Origin of the sequence: Microbacterium sp. NPDC057407, assembly GCF_042803895.1 — a bacterium.
In the GTDB taxonomy this organism is placed as follows: domain Bacteria; phylum Actinomycetota; class Actinomycetes; order Actinomycetales; family Microbacteriaceae; genus Microbacterium.
The window spans coordinates 106,687-122,086 of record NZ_JBHVCA010000006.1 but is presented as its reverse complement, the minus strand read 5'-3'; the positions used below and the strand labels follow the sequence as shown (position 1 = coordinate 122,086).

General features: G+C 71.0%; 14 protein-coding genes. 10 read left to right on the top strand and 4 right to left on the bottom strand.

What is annotated here, in order from left to right; genetic code table 11:
- The first annotated feature begins 46 nt into the window (after positions 1-46).
- Positions 47-1,090: a hypothetical protein gene (locus ACFUTX_RS14935; RefSeq protein WP_378866319.1), complete on the top strand. Its 1,044-nt coding sequence runs from the start codon at positions 47-49 to the stop codon at positions 1,088-1,090.
- A gap of 41 nt (positions 1,091-1,131) precedes the next feature.
- Here the strand turns inward: ACFUTX_RS14935 and ACFUTX_RS14930 are convergent, their stop codons facing one another.
- Complete coding sequence (locus ACFUTX_RS14930) at positions 1,132-2,151, bottom strand: 1-aminocyclopropane-1-carboxylate deaminase (RefSeq protein ID WP_378866316.1); 1,020 nt, start codon at positions 2,149-2,151, stop codon at positions 1,132-1,134.
- A gap of 103 nt (positions 2,152-2,254) precedes the next feature.
- Here ACFUTX_RS14930 and ACFUTX_RS14925 point away from each other — a divergent pair, with 103 nt between their 5' ends.
- Positions 2,255-4,054 (top strand): proline--tRNA ligase, encoded by a 1,800-nt coding sequence (locus tag ACFUTX_RS14925; protein ID WP_378866313.1) that lies wholly within the window; start codon positions 2,255-2,257, stop codon positions 4,052-4,054.
- Between the two features lie 18 nt (positions 4,055-4,072).
- Here the strand turns inward: ACFUTX_RS14925 and ACFUTX_RS14920 are convergent, their stop codons facing one another.
- Positions 4,073-4,594: a pyridoxamine 5'-phosphate oxidase family protein gene (locus tag ACFUTX_RS14920; protein ID WP_378866310.1), complete on the bottom strand. Its 522-nt coding sequence runs from the start codon at positions 4,592-4,594 to the stop codon at positions 4,073-4,075.
- A 183-nt stretch (positions 4,595-4,777) separates the two neighbouring features.
- Here ACFUTX_RS14920 and ACFUTX_RS14915 point away from each other — a divergent pair, with 183 nt between their 5' ends.
- Positions 4,778-6,841 (top strand): PhoX family protein, encoded by a 2,064-nt coding sequence (locus tag ACFUTX_RS14915; RefSeq protein ID WP_378866307.1) that lies wholly within the window; start codon positions 4,778-4,780, stop codon positions 6,839-6,841.
- A gap of 9 nt (positions 6,842-6,850) precedes the next feature.
- Here the strand turns inward: ACFUTX_RS14915 and ACFUTX_RS14910 are convergent, their stop codons facing one another.
- Positions 6,851-7,672 (bottom strand): DUF1206 domain-containing protein, encoded by an 822-nt coding sequence (locus tag ACFUTX_RS14910; protein WP_378866304.1) that lies wholly within the window; start codon positions 7,670-7,672, stop codon positions 6,851-6,853.
- A gap of 142 nt (positions 7,673-7,814) precedes the next feature.
- On the opposite strand from ACFUTX_RS14910, the gene nusA reads away from it, so the two are divergent.
- The 4 genes from nusA (at position 7,815) to rbfA (ending at position 12,529) form a co-directional block, all read left to right on the top strand.
- Positions 7,815-8,801 carry a transcription termination factor NusA gene (gene nusA, locus ACFUTX_RS14905; RefSeq protein ID WP_378866301.1) on the top strand — a complete coding sequence of 329 codons (987 nt, stop codon included), beginning with the start codon at positions 7,815-7,817 and terminating at the stop codon, positions 8,799-8,801.
- A gap of 41 nt (positions 8,802-8,842) precedes the next feature.
- Positions 8,843-9,094 carry a YlxR family protein gene (locus ACFUTX_RS14900; protein ID WP_378866298.1) on the top strand — a complete coding sequence of 84 codons (252 nt, stop codon included), beginning with the start codon at positions 8,843-8,845 and terminating at the stop codon, positions 9,092-9,094.
- 112 nt (positions 9,095-9,206) lie between these two features.
- Positions 9,207-11,942, top strand: coding sequence for a translation initiation factor IF-2 (gene infB, locus ACFUTX_RS14895; RefSeq protein WP_378866470.1), 2,736 nt, complete (start codon positions 9,207-9,209; stop codon positions 11,940-11,942).
- A 149-nt stretch (positions 11,943-12,091) separates the two neighbouring features.
- Positions 12,092-12,529: a 30S ribosome-binding factor RbfA gene (rbfA, locus tag ACFUTX_RS14890; RefSeq protein WP_378866295.1), complete on the top strand. Its 438-nt coding sequence runs from the start codon at positions 12,092-12,094 to the stop codon at positions 12,527-12,529.
- 2 nt (positions 12,530-12,531) lie between these two features.
- Here rbfA and ACFUTX_RS14885 read toward each other — a convergent pair whose 3' ends face one another.
- Positions 12,532-13,398 carry an A/G-specific adenine glycosylase gene (locus ACFUTX_RS14885; protein WP_378866292.1) on the bottom strand — a complete coding sequence of 289 codons (867 nt, stop codon included), beginning with the start codon at positions 13,396-13,398 and terminating at the stop codon, positions 12,532-12,534.
- A 61-nt stretch (positions 13,399-13,459) separates the two neighbouring features.
- On the opposite strand from ACFUTX_RS14885, the gene ACFUTX_RS14880 reads away from it, so the two are divergent.
- From ACFUTX_RS14880 to ACFUTX_RS14870, 3 genes are read left to right on the top strand one after another with little or no spacing between them, the layout of a single operon-like run.
- Positions 13,460-14,146, top strand: a complete 687-nt coding sequence (locus tag ACFUTX_RS14880; RefSeq protein WP_378866289.1) for a uridine kinase — start codon at positions 13,460-13,462, stop codon at positions 14,144-14,146.
- The gene (truB, locus tag ACFUTX_RS14875) at positions 14,146-15,033 is read left to right on the top strand and encodes a tRNA pseudouridine(55) synthase TruB (protein WP_378866286.1); all 888 of its coding nucleotides are present in this window, start codon (positions 14,146-14,148) and stop codon (positions 15,031-15,033) included. The genes ACFUTX_RS14880 and truB overlap by 1 nt, the downstream gene beginning before the upstream one ends.
- Positions 15,030-15,398: a hypothetical protein gene (locus ACFUTX_RS14870; RefSeq protein WP_378866284.1), complete on the top strand. Its 369-nt coding sequence runs from the start codon at positions 15,030-15,032 to the stop codon at positions 15,396-15,398. Before truB ends, ACFUTX_RS14870 begins: the two co-directional genes overlap by 4 nt.
- Positions 15,399-15,400 lie beyond the last annotated feature (2 nt).

Sequence of the window (15,400 nt, the reverse complement as noted above, 5' to 3'; positions counted from 1 at the left end):
GTCTCCGCGGTGGGGGCGGTGAGCCGCACGGAAGTAGATTCGACGGGTGCGTCGCCTCGTCCTCCGCTCTGCAGCTGTGATCCTCGCCGCTTCGCTCCTCGCGGGTTGCACTTCCGCCGCTCCCGACGCCGGGTCCGTCACGTCGTCTCCCACGCCCTCGCGAAACGTTGCGACACCCACGCCGAGTCCGACGCCGACGCTCGATCCTGAGGGGGTCGCGGCCTTCGAGGGCGACTGCACCGCGGTCTTCACCGACGCCGAGGTGAGCGAGCTGCTGGGCGTCGCCATGGCTCCGCTACGCGCGAGGTGGTCTCCGGACGCTGACGGTCGGCTGGGGGGAGTGGAGTGCTGGTGGGGATCCACGGAGTCCTACATGGGTGGGGAGCTCATGGTCTCGGTCTATCCGACCGACTCCGCTGCGCCCGTCGCGGGAGGCGCCGGGACGTCGGGCTGCACGGTCGCCTACCTGGTGCAGTGCGCGACGGAGCGGACAGATGACGGGCTGTGGGTCTGGGTGAGAGCCGGCACGATCTCGACGACGGGAGCGGAGCAGCTCGGCGAGGTCACGGCGATCGCCGACGCAGCGGCGGCGACCGTCGCCGAGCGCGCTGCGCAGTTCCCGCCTCCCTACGCTGCCACCCGAACGGCGGACTGGTGGTCGTTCGCCGATTGCGCCGACGTGGTGCAGTACTTGGTGTCGGCGGGTGTCCTCACGCCGACGTCGCGGCTCGATGGGCGCTTCGGGCAAGGCAGCGCTCCGGCGCGCGTCACCAGCCATCACGGACTCTTCCTGTGGTGCACGGCCGTCGACGACGGATCCGACGGTCACCTGAGTTCGACGTCGTTCGCGCTCTGGCCGGGCGGGGCGCCCGACTTCCCGCAGGCCGCCGCCGTGGCCCTCAGCGAGCCGTTCGATGTGCCGGGTGCGGACGCCGCCGTCCACGCTCCCGGCCTCGATGCGCTGGAGGGGGGGAACTCCCTCCTCGTCGCCGCCGTCGGGCCCAACCTGGTCGGCGTTCCCGTCGGCATCAGCGAGGAGGAGCATAAGGGCTTCCTCGGGTCCCTTGTCGGTGCCCTGCGAGGACGCTGACCCGCGGTAGCGCATCGCCCGTGTGTCTCGCGAGGCGCGGGTCAGCTCCAGAGCGCGTGGTACGCGTTGATCGCGGGCTGGCCTCCGAGGTGGGCGAAGAGCACCGTGGAGTCGCGCGGGATCTCTCCCGAGCTCACGAGGTCGATGAGCCCCGCCAGCGATTTGCCCTCGTACACGGGGTCGGTGATCATGGCCTCCAACTGAGCGCCCAACGCCATCGCCTGCATCGTCGAGTCGACCGGGATTCCGTACAGCTCACCCGCCCACCCGTCGAGCACCTGCATCTCGTCGTCGCGCAGGTCGCGGCCGAGCTCGATGAGCTCGGCGGTGTGACGGGCGATCCTCGCCACCTGATCGCGGGTCTTCGCGAGCGTCGCCGACGCGTCGATTCCGAGCACCTGGCGCCGGACCCCGGTGAGCTCTTCGAGCGCCGCGAACCCCGCGACCATTCCGGCGTGGGTCGAGCCGGTGACCGTGCAGACGATGATCGTGTCGAAGAACACGCCGAGCTGCTTCTCCTGCTCGGCCACCTCGAAGGCCCAGTTGGCGAATCCGAGACCGCCCAGCGGGTGCTCGGACGCGCCGGCGGGGATGGGGTAGGGCGTGCCGCCGGATGCCTCGACCTCGGCGAGCGCGCTCTTCCATGAATCGCGGATGCCGATGTCGAAACCGGAGTCGTCGAGCCGCGAGTCGGCGCCCATCATGCGTGAGAGGAGGATGTTGCCGACCTTGTCGTTGACGGGGTCGTCCCAGGGCACCCACTTCTCCTGCACCAGCCGCGCCTTCAGCCCCAGGTGGGCGGCCACGGCGGCGACCTGACGGGTGTGGTTGGACTGGTATCCGCCGATGGAGACGAGGGTATCCGCGCCGGAGGCGATGACGTCGGGGACGATGTACTCCAGCTTGCGGATCTTGTTCCCGCCGTACGCGAGGCCGCTGGAGACGTCCTCGCGCTTCGCCCAGACCCGGGCGCCGCCGAGATGCTGGCTCAGGCGCTTCAGGTGCTGGAGCGGGCTCGGCCCGAAGGTCAGCGGGTAGCGGGGGAACTGGTCGAGCTTCATCGGGTCTCCTTGCCTACAATCGATATGCAATATATCGCAAGCGGGCCTCCGTTCGGACCGGCCGATCGGGTCGCGGCATCCGCCCGGCCTAGACTTGACCCTCGTGGTCACCCGTCTGTCGCACTTCTTCCTCCGCACCCTCCGCGAAGACCCGGCCGATGCCGAGGTCACGAGCCACCGGCTGCTCGTGCGCGCCGGCTACATCCGCCGCGCCGCGCCCGGCATCTTCACATGGCTGCCACTGGGCCTGAAGGTCAAGGCGAAGATCGAGGGCATCATCCGCGAGGAGATGGCGAACGCCGGCGCGTACGAGGTGCACTTCCCGGCGCTGCTGCCCCGCGAGCCGTACGAGCAGTCGGGCCGGTGGACGTCGTACGGCGACGGCATCTTCCGCCTGCACGACCGCAAGGGCGCCGACTACCTGCTCGCGCCCACGCACGAAGAGATGTTCACGCTCCTCGTCAAAGACCTCTATTCGTCGTACAAGGATCTGCCGCTGTCGATCTACCAGATCCAGGACAAGTACCGCGACGAGGCGCGTCCGCGCGCCGGGCTCCTGCGCGGCCGCGAGTTCACCATGAAGGACGCATACTCGTTCGACTACACCGACGAGGGCCAGGATGCCTCGTACCAGGCGCAGCGCGACGCGTACGAGCGCATCTTCCAGCGTCTGGGCCTCGAGTACGTCATCGTCGCGGCCGACAACGGCCTGATGGGCGGCGCGCGCTCCGAGGAGTTCCTGCACCCGATCGCCGTCGGAGAAGACACGTTCGTCCGCTCGGCCGGCGGCTACGCGGCCAACGTCGAGGCGTACACCACGACCGTCCCCGACGCGCTTCCGTTCGACGGCCTCGGTGAGCCGGTGATCTTCGACTCGCCGGACACGCCCACCATCCAGACCCTCGTCGACCACGCCAACGCGCACCTCGAGGCCCCGGCGCCCGGCATCGCCGGTCCCGCCACCCACGACGTCACCGCGTGGACGGCGGCTCACACGCTGAAGAACGTCGTGCTCGCGCTCACCCACCTCGACGGCACGCGCGAGCTGGTCATCGTCGGCATCCCCGGCGACCGCGAGGTCGACGACAAGCGCGTCGAGGTCGCCTTCGCGCCCGCCGCGGTCGAGCCGGCGACCGAGCAGGACTTCGAGAACAACCCGCTGCTCGTGAAGGGCTACATCGGCCCGTGGTCCGAGACCGGACCGGTGCTCGGAGAGGAGTCGGCGACCGGCATCCGCTACCTGCTCGATCCCCGCGTCGTGGACGGCACCTCCTGGGTGACAGGCGCGAACATCGACCAGAAGCACGTCCACACCCTCGTCGCCGGCCGCGACTTCACCGGCGACGGGTTCGTGGAGGTGGCCGACGTGCGCGCCGGCGACCCGGCGCCCGACGGCTCCGGCCCGGTTGAACTCGCCCGCGGCATGGAGATCGGGCACGTGTTCCAACTCGGCCGCTTCTTCGCCGAGACGCTGGGGCTGAAGGTGCTCGACGAGAACGGCAAGCTCGTCACGGTCACCATGGGCTCGTACGGTATCGGCGTGACGCGCATCCTCGCGATCCTCGCCGAGCTCAACAACGACGACCGCGGCCTGGTGTGGCCCGCCTCCGTCGCGCCGTTCGACGTCCACGTCGTGGCGACGGGGAAGGACGCCGTGGCGTTCGACCTCGCCGAGAAGGTGTCGGCCGAGCTCGAGGCATCCGGTCTCGACGTGCTCTACGACGACCGCGCGAAGGTCTCGCCGGGTGTCAAGTTCGGCGACGCCGAGCTCGTCGGGGTGCCGCGGATCCTGATCGTCGGCCGCGGCGCCGCCGACGGGCAGGTCGAGCTGTGGGACCGCCGCACCGGCGACCGGACCGTGGTTCCGGTGGCCGAGGCGGTCGCTGCCCTCACGTCCCGCTGATAACGGGGGCGGCCCGGGTCAGCAGCTGACTCGGCCGTGGCGCATGGTGTCGTCGGGCGTGTCCTTCGTCACCAGCGCCTTCAGCATGCCGGCGGCGGTCACGAGCTTGCCGTGCGCGGGCTCCCAGAACTCGCACTCGACCGGCGTCACCCGAAGCAGAGCGATGTCGGGGGTGTCGAGGCCGTTCTCGAACCAGATGTCGAGGTCGGGGGAGTAGAGCTCCGCCATCTTCGCCCGGTCGTGGACGACGGCGGCGCGGCCGGCGACCGATACGTACCGGTGGTCCTTCGCGTCCAGGTACGACAGCCCCACGTCGTGCTCGGGATCGGTCTCGGCCTCTTCGACCTTCTTCGTGTGCTCGAGCGTGAAGAACCAGATGTTGCCCGCGTCGTCCATCTGCCGCGTGCTCATCGGCCGGCTCACGAGGTTGCCCGCGGCGTCGCGCGTCGTCAGCATCGTGAAGTCGATGTCCTCGACGAGTTCGCGCACGCGCTGGATCGCCTCGGTTCCGGTCACCTCGTTCGGTGTCGTCTCTGCCATGCCCCGACGCTCCTCCGGCACCGGCGCCGCGACAAGCCATTGACAGGACGGATGCCGCGGCCTACCACCGCTCGCGAATGAGGCCGTTCTCATCGGGTGGCCCGCTGTCGTTCACCTTCGCTTCTCGCCGATGTCTCCCGCGCGCACGAGGCTGGCGACGTCGCCGAGTCAGGAGGAAACGCCGTGAGCATCACCCAGGATCACCGCCGATCGCTGCCGTTCGCAGACCACGCCCGAGGCAAGCGGCTGTCGGTGACGTGCCAGCTCAAGTGCGCGAACGCCTGCACGAACCCGGAGTGCAACACCTCGCACAACGAGACGTTCCAGGAAGTGGCCCGCACCGCGCTCTCGCGCCGCGCCCTGCTCGGTCTCGGCGCCGCGGCCGCCGTCTCCGTCGCCGTCACGGCCGGCGGGGGAGCGTCTCCCGTGTCGAGCCCGTCCGCGGCGGGAATCGGCGGCGCCGGTGCCGCCTTCGGCCGCCCGGCCCGCAGCAGCCTGCCTTTCACGCCGATCGCACCGGTCGCGGCATCCGTCGACCAGTTCACCGTGCCCGACGGGTACGTGTGGGAGCCGATCATCCGCTGGGGCGACCCGCTGTTCCGCGGCGCGCCCGCCTTCGACTTCGCGGCCCAATCGCCGCAGGCGCAGGCGCTCCAGTTCGGCTACAACAGCGACTACCTCGACATCGTCGCCGACCCGAGCGGCAAGACCGGCGTGCTCGTGAACAACCACGAGTACGTCAACCCGAACCTCATGTTCGCCCCCACGACCGATCCCGCCGAACTGCGCCGCCGCGGCGACATCTACAAGGCGGCGCAGGGCATGTCCGTCGTCGAGATCCGGCGCCGGCGCACCGGCGAGCCCTGGTCGTACGTGGTCGGGGGCAAGCGCAACCGCCGCATCACCGTCGAGACGGTCTTCGAGCTGACCGGCCCCGCTGCCGGGAGCGACCTCGTGAAGACCGCCGGCGACCCGGAAGGTCGCTGGGTGCGCGGCACGCTCGGCAACTGCGCCGGCGGGACCACCCCGTGGGGGACGATCCTCTCGGGCGAGGAGAACTTCAACGGCTACTTCGCCTGGGCGGCCGACACCCCCGCCCAGAAGCGCTACCAGTCGACCGCGTCGACCTCGACCTCGACGGGTTGGGAAGCCTACGACCCCCGGTTCAACGCGCACGACCCCGGGTACGTCAACGAGCCGAACCGCTTCGGGTACATCGTCGAGATCGACCCGCAGGACCCGACGTCGACGCCCCGCAAGCACACCGCCATGGGCCGTTTCAAGCACGAGGGCGCCAACGTCATCGTGGCCAAGGACGGCCGGGTCGTGGCGTACATGGGCGACGACGAGCGCAACGACTACCTGTACAAGTTCGTCTCGAAGCACCGCATGTCGGGTTCGCGCAAGAAGAACCTCACGCTCCTGAGCGAGGGCGACCTCTACGTCGCGAAGTTCTCGGGCGACTCGCCGGCCGGCGAGATCACCGGCACCGCGGCGCTCCCCTCCGACGGCCGGTTCGACGGCTCGGGCAGCTGGATCCCGCTGACCCTCAACGGCAAGAGCGCCGTCCCCGGTTTCACCGTCGAGGAGGTGCTCGTCCACACGCGGCTCGCCGCGGACGCCGTGGGTGCGACAAAGATGGACCGCCCCGAGGACGTCGAGCCGAACCCCAAGACGGGCAAGGTCTACCTCGCGCTGACGAACAACTCCTCGCGCTCGGCCGCCACCGTCGACGAGGCCAACCCCGTCACGGGCAACCGCTACGGGCACGTCATCGAGCTGACCGAGACCGCCGGGCAGGGCGGCACCACCTTCGGATGGAGCATCCTCCTCCTCTGCGGTGACCCCGCGGTGTTCGCGAACTCGTACTTCGCCGGCTTCCCGAAGGAGCTCGTGTCACCGATCTCGTGCCCCGACAACGTCGCGTTCGACTCGAAGGGCAACCTCTGGATCTCGACCGACGGCGCCCCGAGCACCATCGGCTACAACGACGGCCTCTTCCTCGTGCCTCTCGAGGGGCCCGAGCGCGGGCACGTCCAGCAGTTCCTGTCGGTGCCGCGAGAGGCTGAGACCTGCGGGCCGGTGATCCACGACCGCGAGGGTCTGGTGTTCGTCGCCGTGCAGCACCCCGGCGAAGGCGGGACGGTCGCCGCACCGACCTCGCTGTTCCCCGACTACGGGTCGGCCGGGCCGGGCGACGTGCCGAACGCGCCGCGTCCCTCGGTGGTGCAGGTCTACCGCCGGTAGGGCGGCGCCTCACATCCGGGCGTAGCGCGCCCTGGCGACCGTGAAGACGCCGTAGGCCACCAGCCCGGCGCCCACCATTGCGACGAGGAGCGGCCCGAGCGCGAGATTCAGCAGCGCGTCCACGGCGCCGTCGAGGCCGCCGGCGGTCTCGGCATCGTCACGCACCGCGGCGATCACGAGCAGGACGCCGACGATGACGAGCGCGAGCCCCTTCGCGACGAAGCCGACGATCCCCGCCACGGCGACGCTGCGTCCCAGTGCACCCTCGGGAATCCGCACGCGCTTGCGGAAGCTGCGCCGCACTCCCATCACGACGAACGCGACGCCGCCCGCGCCGATCCCGACGCCGATGAGGAACAGCGCGATCGGTCCGCCGGGAAGGTACAGCAGGCCGCGGCTCGCGGCCTCGGCGGTCTGCTCGGCGTCGGGGCGCGCTCCGACGGCCACCGCCGCGGCGATCAGCCCGAGGGCCAGGAACACCAGACCCTGCCCCCATTCCGCCGCGCGCCGGCCCCACTTCCGCGCCGCCCCCTTCACGTCGCCCGACCGGTCGCGGGCGAGGACGCCCTCCGCGATGTGCCACACGCCGAGCGCGCCGAGCGCGATGGCGATGACCCACACCAGCACGAATCCGAGCGGGGCGCCTGCGACGGCCTTGAGCGCCCCGGCCTGGTCGCCTTCGGCGCGGCCGCCGAACGCGATCACCAGCACGATCACGCCGATCACCAGGTGCACCAGCCCGTTCGCGACGTACCCCGCGCGGGCCGTGGCCTCGAAGGCGGAGTTCGACTCGGCCTCGCGGGCGACGGTCTTCGCTGCGGGTGCCGGCATGGGGTCAGCCTACGTCGCACGACGCAGGTCGCGGACGCTCGGCCGTCCGGCGGCTTAACAGCGTCGAGCGGCGCGGCATCCGGTAACGTTAGAGGGTTCCGGCGGCAGGATGCGCCGGTGAGAGCTGAATACGGAGGCCAGGATGGACATCGATCTCGGATTGCTGCGGACCGTCGAGCGCGAGAAGGAGATCCCCTTCGACGAACTCGTGAGGATCATCGAGCAGGCGATCCTCACGGCCTACGCCAAGCACACGTCCCCCACCGGAGAGCTGCCCGAGGGCGCTCGCGCTGAGCTCGACCGCAAGACCGGCCACGTCGCCGTCTTCGTGCCGGTCCTCGATGACGAGGGAGCCGTCGTCGGCGAAGAGGAGAGCACCCCCGAGGACTTCGGCCGCATCGCCGCCTTCGCCGCCAAGCAGGTCATCAGCCAGCGTCTGCGCGACATCGCCGATGACGCCGTCCTCGGCGAGTTCCGCGGCAAGGAGGGCGACATCGTCGCCGGCGTCGTCCAGCAGGGGCCCAATCCCCGCATGGTGCACGTCGACCTCGGCTCCGTGGAGGCGATCCTTCCCCCCGAGGAGCAGGTGGCGGGCGAGGAGTACCCGCACGGCTCGCGGCTGCGCGTCTACGTGACGTCGGTGTCCAAGGGCGCCAAGGGACCGCAGATCACCGTCTCGCGGACGCACCCCGGGCTCGTCCGCAAGCTGTTCGCCCTCGAGGTGCCAGAGATCGCGGCCGGACTCGTCGAGATCGTCTCGCTCGCCCGCGAGGCCGGCCACCGCAGCAAGATCGCCGTCATGGCGAACGATCCGACGATCAACGCCAAGGGCGCGTGCATCGGCGAGCTGGGTCGTCGGGTGCGCGCCGTCACCGAAGAGCTGGGCGGCGAGAAGATCGACATCGTCGACTACGACCCCGAGCTCGCCAGGTTCGTCGCGAACGCCCTGTCGCCCGCGAAGGTGACGTCGAGCTTCATCCTGGATGCCTCCAACAAGGCCGTCCGGGCGCTCGTGCCCGACTACCTGCTGTCGCTCGCGATCGGCAAGGAAGGGCAGAACGCCCGGCTCGCCGCGAAGCTCACCGGCGCCAAGATCGACATCCAGCCCGACAGCATCCTGGAGTCGTGACCGCCCGGGGCCCGGAGTCGTCACCCGGTCAGGGGTGTAACATGGAACCTGTACGCACGTGCGTCGGATGCCGCACGCGTGCTCCCCGGTCCGCCCTCCTCAGGGTGGTCTCCATCGATTCCGTCCTCGTCCCCGACGAGCGTGCGGTGATGCCGGGAAGAGGCGCGTGGGTGCACGAGACCAGCGAATGCGTGGATGCCGCGCTGCGGCGCCGCGCTTTCGTGCGGGCATTGCGTGTGTCAGGCCCGCTTGACACGCAGACCATCGAACAGCACATCCAGCGAAAAGGCTGAACGGCTATGGAAACAAAGTGAACGGCTCGAAATGAGACCCGTCCGCCAATAGTGGTCTGCCCTGCCTGGGTAGACCCCAGACAGGAGAATTGTGGCAAACGCCAAACCACGCGTGCACGAGATCGCCTCTGAGCTCGGCGTCGACAGCAAGGTCGCCCTTGCAAAGCTGAAGGAGCTCGGCGAGTTCGTCAAGAGCCCCTCGTCGACCATCGAGCCGCCTGTGGCGCGCAAGCTGCGCGCCGCGCTCGAGGCCGAGGGTGCCGCCAAGCCCGCCGACGCGAAGCCGGCCGCTCCGGCGCGCCCGGCGGCCCGTCCGGGCCCTGCCCGTCCCGCGGCTCCGGCCGCCCCGGCCCCGAAGGCACCCGCGCCGGCCGCTCCCGCCGCCCCCGCGGCCGCAGCCGACACCGCCGCTCCGGCTGCTTCGGCGCCGGCTGCTCCCGCTCCGGCGGCTCCCGCAGCGCCCGCGGCATCCGGCCCCAAGCCGGGCGCCCCCACCCCGGGCGCCCCGCGTCCGGGCGGCGGCGCCGCTCCGCGCCCCGGCAACAACCCCTTCGCCTCCTCGCAGGGCATGGGCCAGCGTCCCGCCGGCCCGCGTCCCGGCAACAACCCCTTCGCGTCGGCGCAGGGCATGGGCCAGCGTCCGACGCCGGGCAACATCCCGCGTCCCCAGGCGCCGCGTCCCGGCGCCCCGCGTCCGGGCGCCCCGCGTCCCGGCGGCGCCGGTCGTCCCGGTGGCGGCGGTCGTCCCGGCGCGCCGTTCCAGCAGCGTCCCGGCGGTGCCGGTCGCCCCGGCGGCGGCGGGTTCCAGCGTCCCGGCGCACCCGGTGCCGGTGCCCCCGGCGGCGGCTTCGCCGGTCGTCCCGGCGGCGGTGGCGGTCGAGGCCGCGGCCCCGGCGGTGGCACCGCGGGTGCGTTCGGCAAGGGCGGCGGCAAGTCGAAGCAGCGCAAGTCGCGTCGCGCGAAGCGGCAGGAATTCGAGATGCGGTCGGCGCCGGTCGTCGGCGGCGTCAACGTCCAGAAGGGCAACGGCGAGACGATCCGTCTCCGCCGCGGCGCGTCGATCGCCGACTTCGCCGACAAGCTCGAGGCGCTGAACGGCTACACCGTCCAGCCCGGAACGCTCGTGACGATCCTGTTCAACCTCGGTGAGATGGCCACGGCCACCGAGTCGCTCGACGAGGCGACGTTCGAGGTGCTGGGCGCCGAGCTCGGCTACAAGATCCAGATGGTCTCGCCCGAGGACGAAGACAAGGAGCTCCTGGAGGGCTTCGGTCTCGACCTCGAGGCCGAGCTGGAGGCCGAGAACGAGGAAGACCTCGAGATACGGCCCCCGGTCGTCACCGTCATGGGTCACGTCGACCACGGTAAGACGCGACTGCTCGACGCCATCCGCCAGACCAACGTGGTCGCGGGCGAGGCCGGCGGCATCACGCAGCACATCGGTGCCTACCAGGTGTGGACCGAGCACGACGGCATCGAGCGGGCGATCACGTTCATCGACACGCCCGGTCACGAGGCCTTCACGGCCATGCGTGCCCGTGGTGCGCAGGTCACCGACATCGCGATCCTCGTCGTCGCGGCCGACGACGGCATCATGCCGCAGACGGTCGAGGCGCTGAACCACGCCCAGGCGGCGAACGTGCCGATCGTGGTCGCGGTGAACAAGGTCGACAAGCCCGAGGCCAACCCGGCCAAGGTGCGCCAGCAGCTCACCGAGTACGGCCTGGTCGCCGAGGAGTACGGCGGCGACGTCATGTTCGTCGACGTCTCGGCGCGCCAGGGCACCGGCATCCAGGAGCTTCTCGACGCCGTCCTGCTGACGGCCGACGCGGGTCTCGACCTCACGGCCAACCCGAACAAGGACGCCCGCGGCGTCGCGATCGAGGCCAAGCTCGACAAGGGCCGCGGCTCGGTCGCCACGGTGCTGATCCAGTCGGGAACGCTGCGCGTCGGCGACGCCATCGTGGCCGGCACGGCGTACGGCCGCGTCCGCGCGATGATCGACGAGAACGGCGAGCCGGTCGAAGAGGCCTACCCGTCGCGTCCGGTCCAGGTGCAGGGCCTCAACTCGGTGCCGCGCGCCGGCGACACGTTCATCGTGACCGAGGAAGACCGCACCGCGCGCCAGATCGCCGAGAAGCGAGAGGCCGCCGAGCGCAACGCCCAGCTGGCCAAGGCACGCAAGCGCATCTCGCTCGAGGACTTCACCCGCGCTCTCGAAGAGGGCAAGGTCGAGTCGCTCAACCTCATCATCAAGGGCGACGTGTCGGGTGCCGTCGAGGCGCTCGAGGAGTCGCTCCTCAAGATCGAGGTCGACGAGTCGGTGCAGCTGCGCATCATCCACCGCGGTGTGGGTGCGATCACCGAGTCCGACATCAACCTGGCGACGATCGACAACGCGATCGTCATCGGGTTCAACGTCCGCCCCGACACCAAGGCGCGCGAGCGCGCCGCGCGCGAAGGAGTGGACGTCCGGTTCTACTCGGTCATCTACAACGCCATCGACGATGTCGAGCAGTCGCTCAAGGGTCTGCTCAAGCCCGAGTACGAAGAGGTCCAGTCCGGTGTGGCCGAGATCCGCGAGGTGTTCCGCTCCTCGAAGTTCGGCAACATCGCGGGTGTCATCGTCCGCTCCGGCACGATCACGCGCAACGCCAAGGCGCGCGTCATCCGCGACGGCGTCGTGATCGCCGATGGCCTGGCCATCGAGTCGCTGCGCCGCTTCAAGGACGACGTCACCGAGGTGCGCACCGACTTCGAAGCCGGTATCGGCCTCGGCAAGTACAACGACATCCAGGTCGGCGACGAGATCGAGACGACCGAAATGGTGGAGAAGCCGCGCGGCTGATCCTCGGTTGGTCTCGGCTACGGCTCCGGCGACGGAGTCGCTCAGACAACGGGAACCCCCAAGACCCCGACTGTCTGAGCGACTCCGTCGCCTCCACCTCCGCCGGGACCGACTCAGCGTCCGCCACGAAGGGCAGAGAGGTTAGGGACATGGCAGGGGAACGGCAAGCACGACTGGGTGACCGCATCCGCGTGATCCTCGCGGAGCGACTCGAGAAGGGGCTCCGCGACCCGCGCCTCGGGTTCGTCACCATCACCGACGTCCGCGTCACGGGCGACCTGCAGCACGCATCGGTGTTCTACACGGTGCTCGGCTCCGAAGAGGAGCGGGCGGCGTCGGCGGCGGCGCTCCGTTCGGCGACCGGGATGCTGCGCTCCGAGGTCGGCAAGCACCTCAACGTGCGTCTCACGCCGTCGCTGGAGTTCATCCCCGACGCCATCCCCGAGAACGCCGACCACATCGCCGATCTCCTGCGCGAGGCGCGGGAGCGCGACGAGGCGGTGGCGGGCCTGGCGTCGTCCGCGAACTACGCCGGCGACGCCGATCCCTACCTCAAGCCGCGCGAGGACGACGACGAAGAGGCCTGAGCTCACGCCGGCAGGCGGAGGAGTCCGTCGGATGCCTCGGCCAGCCCGTCCGCGATGAGGGAGTCGATCGCCCGATCGCGCTGCGCCGCATCCGGCCAGTCCGCCGCGACGTCGTCGAGAGGGACGGCGTGGGCCGCCGCATCCCTCAGCGCCTTCATCACCGCACCACGCGCCTGCCGGTCGCTCCCTTCGTAGCGCGCCTGCCGGCGCCGCTCGTCGCCGGTGTCGGGGTACCCCGCTGCGCGCCACGCGCAGCGGTCCGAGAGCGGGCACCGCTCACAGCGCGGGTTGCGGGCGGTGCAGACGATCGCGCCCAGCTCCATGGCCGCGGCGTTCACGACCGCGGCCTCCGCCTCGCTCGCCGGCAGGATCGCCTCCATTGCGGCGAGATCCCGCCGCGCGGGCGGCCCGGGCTGCGACCTCCCGTCGACGGCGCGGGCGAGAACGCGCCGGGTGTTCGTGTCGACCACCGGGTGCCGGTCGCCGTAAGCGAAGACCGCCACCGCGCGGGCCGTGTAGTCGCCGATCCCCGTCAACGCGAGGAGGGCGTCGACATCGCGCGGCACCACCCCGCCGTGGCGGTCGCGGATCTCGACCGCTGCACGATGCAGCCACAGCGCCCGCCTCGGATAGCCGAGGTTCGCCCATTGGCGCACCGCCTCGGCGGGAGGCTCCGCCGCCAGCGACGCCGGGTCGGGCCACCGCTCCAGCCAGGCCGCCAGGTGCGGCACGACACGGTTCACGGGGGTCTGCTGGAGCATGAACTCGCTCACCAGCGTGCCCCACGCTCCGAAACCGGGTCGCCGCCACGGCAGGTCGCGCGCATTGCCGGCGTACCACGCGATCAGCGGGGTCGCGAGGTCGGGCATGCGCTCCAGCCTAGGCTCGTCGCCGCCCGGGCCGGTCCCGGAGCCGCCGTAGGCTGGACGCATGCGGCTTCCCGTCACCCCGGCCACCACACTGTGGCGCGAGCTCCGCGACGAGGTCCGGCACCTCTTCGGAGGCGGCCGGGTCGTGATCGCCGTCGACGGCATCGACGGGGCGGGCAAGGCGACGTTCGCCGACGGCCTGGCCGAGGTGTTCGCCGAAGCGGGATCGTCGGTCTACCGCGCCAGCATGGCGGGCTTTCACCGGCCGCGAGCCGAGCGTTTCGCGCGCGGGCGGGGCAGCGCTGAGGGCTACTATCGCGACGCGTTCGACCTCGCCACCTTCCGGCGCGTGCTCCTCGACCCGTTCCGCGACGGCGCGCAGACGGCGGGGGCGACGGGCTTCCAGCTCACGGCCTTCGACGTGGTGCGCGACGCGCCCGCGGAGGCCCAGTGGGTCACGGCGCCGCGCGACGCCGTGCTGATCGTCGACGGGGTGTTCCTCCACCGTCTCGAGCTTCGCGACCTGTGGGACTGGTCCCTCTGGCTCGACGTGCCCGAGAAGGTGGCCGACGCGCGGCTGGCGATCCGCGACGGCAGTGATCCCGACCCGGCCGCTCCGGCCAATGTCCTGCACCGGGAGGCGCAGGAGCTCTACCGGCGCGAAGCGCAGCCCGAGCTCGCGGCATCCGCCATCGTCGACAACGGCGATCTCTCCCACCCGCGCCGCGTCTTCCGGGACTTCTGCTGATGCCGTCGCCTGGACTGCTGCTCGTCGACAAGCCCGGCGGCATGACCTCGCACGACGTGGTCGCGCGGGCCCGTCGGGCGCTCGGGACGCGCAAGGTCGGTCACGCCGGAACGCTCGACCCGCTGGCGACCGGCCTGCTGATCCTCGGCGTCGAAGGGGCGACGCGGCTGCTGACGTTCATCGTCGGTCTCGACAAGACGTACGAGGCCACCATCCGCCTCGGCGTCGCGACCGACACCGACGACGCCGACGGCCGGACGGTGTCGACAGCGGATGCCTCGTCCCTGTCGGCGGAGTCGATCCGCGAGGCGATCGGCGCGCTCACCGGTCGCATCTCCCAGGTGCCCAGCACCTATTCGGCGATCAAGGTCGACGGCCGCCGAGCCTACGACCTGGCCCGCGCAGGCGAAGCGGTCGAGCTCAGAGCCAGGGATGTGACCGTCTCGCGGTTCGACGTGCGCGACGAGCGGCGCTCCGACGGCCGGATCGACCTCGACGTGAGCGTCGACTGCTCCAGCGGCACGTACATCCGCTCGCTCGCCCGCGACCTCGGCAGCGCGCTCGGCGTCGGCGGGCACCTCACCGTGCTGCGGCGCACCCGCATCGGCGCCTTCCGCGTCGCCGACGCCGCCGGCATCGACGCGATCGCGGAGCATGCCCTGCTCTCACCGGCGGTGGCCGCCGCGGCCGTGCTGGGGCGGTTCGACGTCACCGCCGACGAGGCCCGCGACCTTCGGCACGGCAAGAGACTCACCGGCGCGGCCGGGCGACTTCGCGCCGAACCGTCGGCGGCGATCGACCCCGGCGGCGCGCTGGTGGGGATCGTCGGCGCGCGCGGTGACGACGTCAAGAGCATCATGAACATGCCCGAGGAGGCTTCTCGATGATCCTGTGGTTCACGATCGTGCAGGTCGTCGTCGCGGTCGGTGCCGGACTTCTCTGCATCGTCGCCGGTCTGGCCGGCCGGCGCCCGAGCGACCTCACGGTCGGTTCCCTCGCGCTGCTCGAGCTGCTCCTCGTGGCGCAGATCATCGTGGCGATCGTCGCGCCGTTCGTCGGCAATCCGCCCACGGGGAGCGCCTTGGAGTTCTGGGTCTACCTCGTCTCCGCGGCGCTGCTCCCCATCGCCGGCGTCGGCTGGGCGCTCATCGAGCGCAGCCGGTGGAGCACCGTCATCATGGGGGTCGTCGCGCTCGCGGTCGCGGTCATGGTGTGGCGCATGCAGGTGATCTGGACGATTCAGATCGCCTGACT

Coding starts and splice junctions, on each gene's coding strand:
- ACFUTX_RS14930 (WP_378866316.1), bottom strand. CDS start 2,151: ATGAAGCTCGACCAGTTCCCCCGCTACCCGCTGACCTTCGGGCCGAGC.
- ACFUTX_RS14920 (WP_378866310.1), bottom strand. CDS start 4,594: ATGGCAGAGACGACACCGAACGAGGTGACCGGAACCGAGGCGATCCAG.
- ACFUTX_RS14910 (WP_378866304.1), bottom strand. CDS start 7,672: ATGCCGGCACCCGCAGCGAAGACCGTCGCCCGCGAGGCCGAGTCGAAC.
- nusA (WP_378866301.1), top strand. CDS start 7,815: ATGGACATCGATCTCGGATTGCTGCGGACCGTCGAGCGCGAGAAGGAG.
- ACFUTX_RS14900 (WP_378866298.1), top strand. CDS start 8,843: ATGGAACCTGTACGCACGTGCGTCGGATGCCGCACGCGTGCTCCCCGG.
- rbfA (WP_378866295.1), top strand. CDS start 12,092: ATGGCAGGGGAACGGCAAGCACGACTGGGTGACCGCATCCGCGTGATC.
- ACFUTX_RS14885 (WP_378866292.1), bottom strand. CDS start 13,398: ATGCCCGACCTCGCGACCCCGCTGATCGCGTGGTACGCCGGCAATGCG.
- ACFUTX_RS14880 (WP_378866289.1), top strand. CDS start 13,460: ATGCGGCTTCCCGTCACCCCGGCCACCACACTGTGGCGCGAGCTCCGC.
- truB (WP_378866286.1), top strand. CDS start 14,146: ATGCCGTCGCCTGGACTGCTGCTCGTCGACAAGCCCGGCGGCATGACC.
- ACFUTX_RS14870 (WP_378866284.1), top strand. CDS start 15,030: ATGATCCTGTGGTTCACGATCGTGCAGGTCGTCGTCGCGGTCGGTGCC.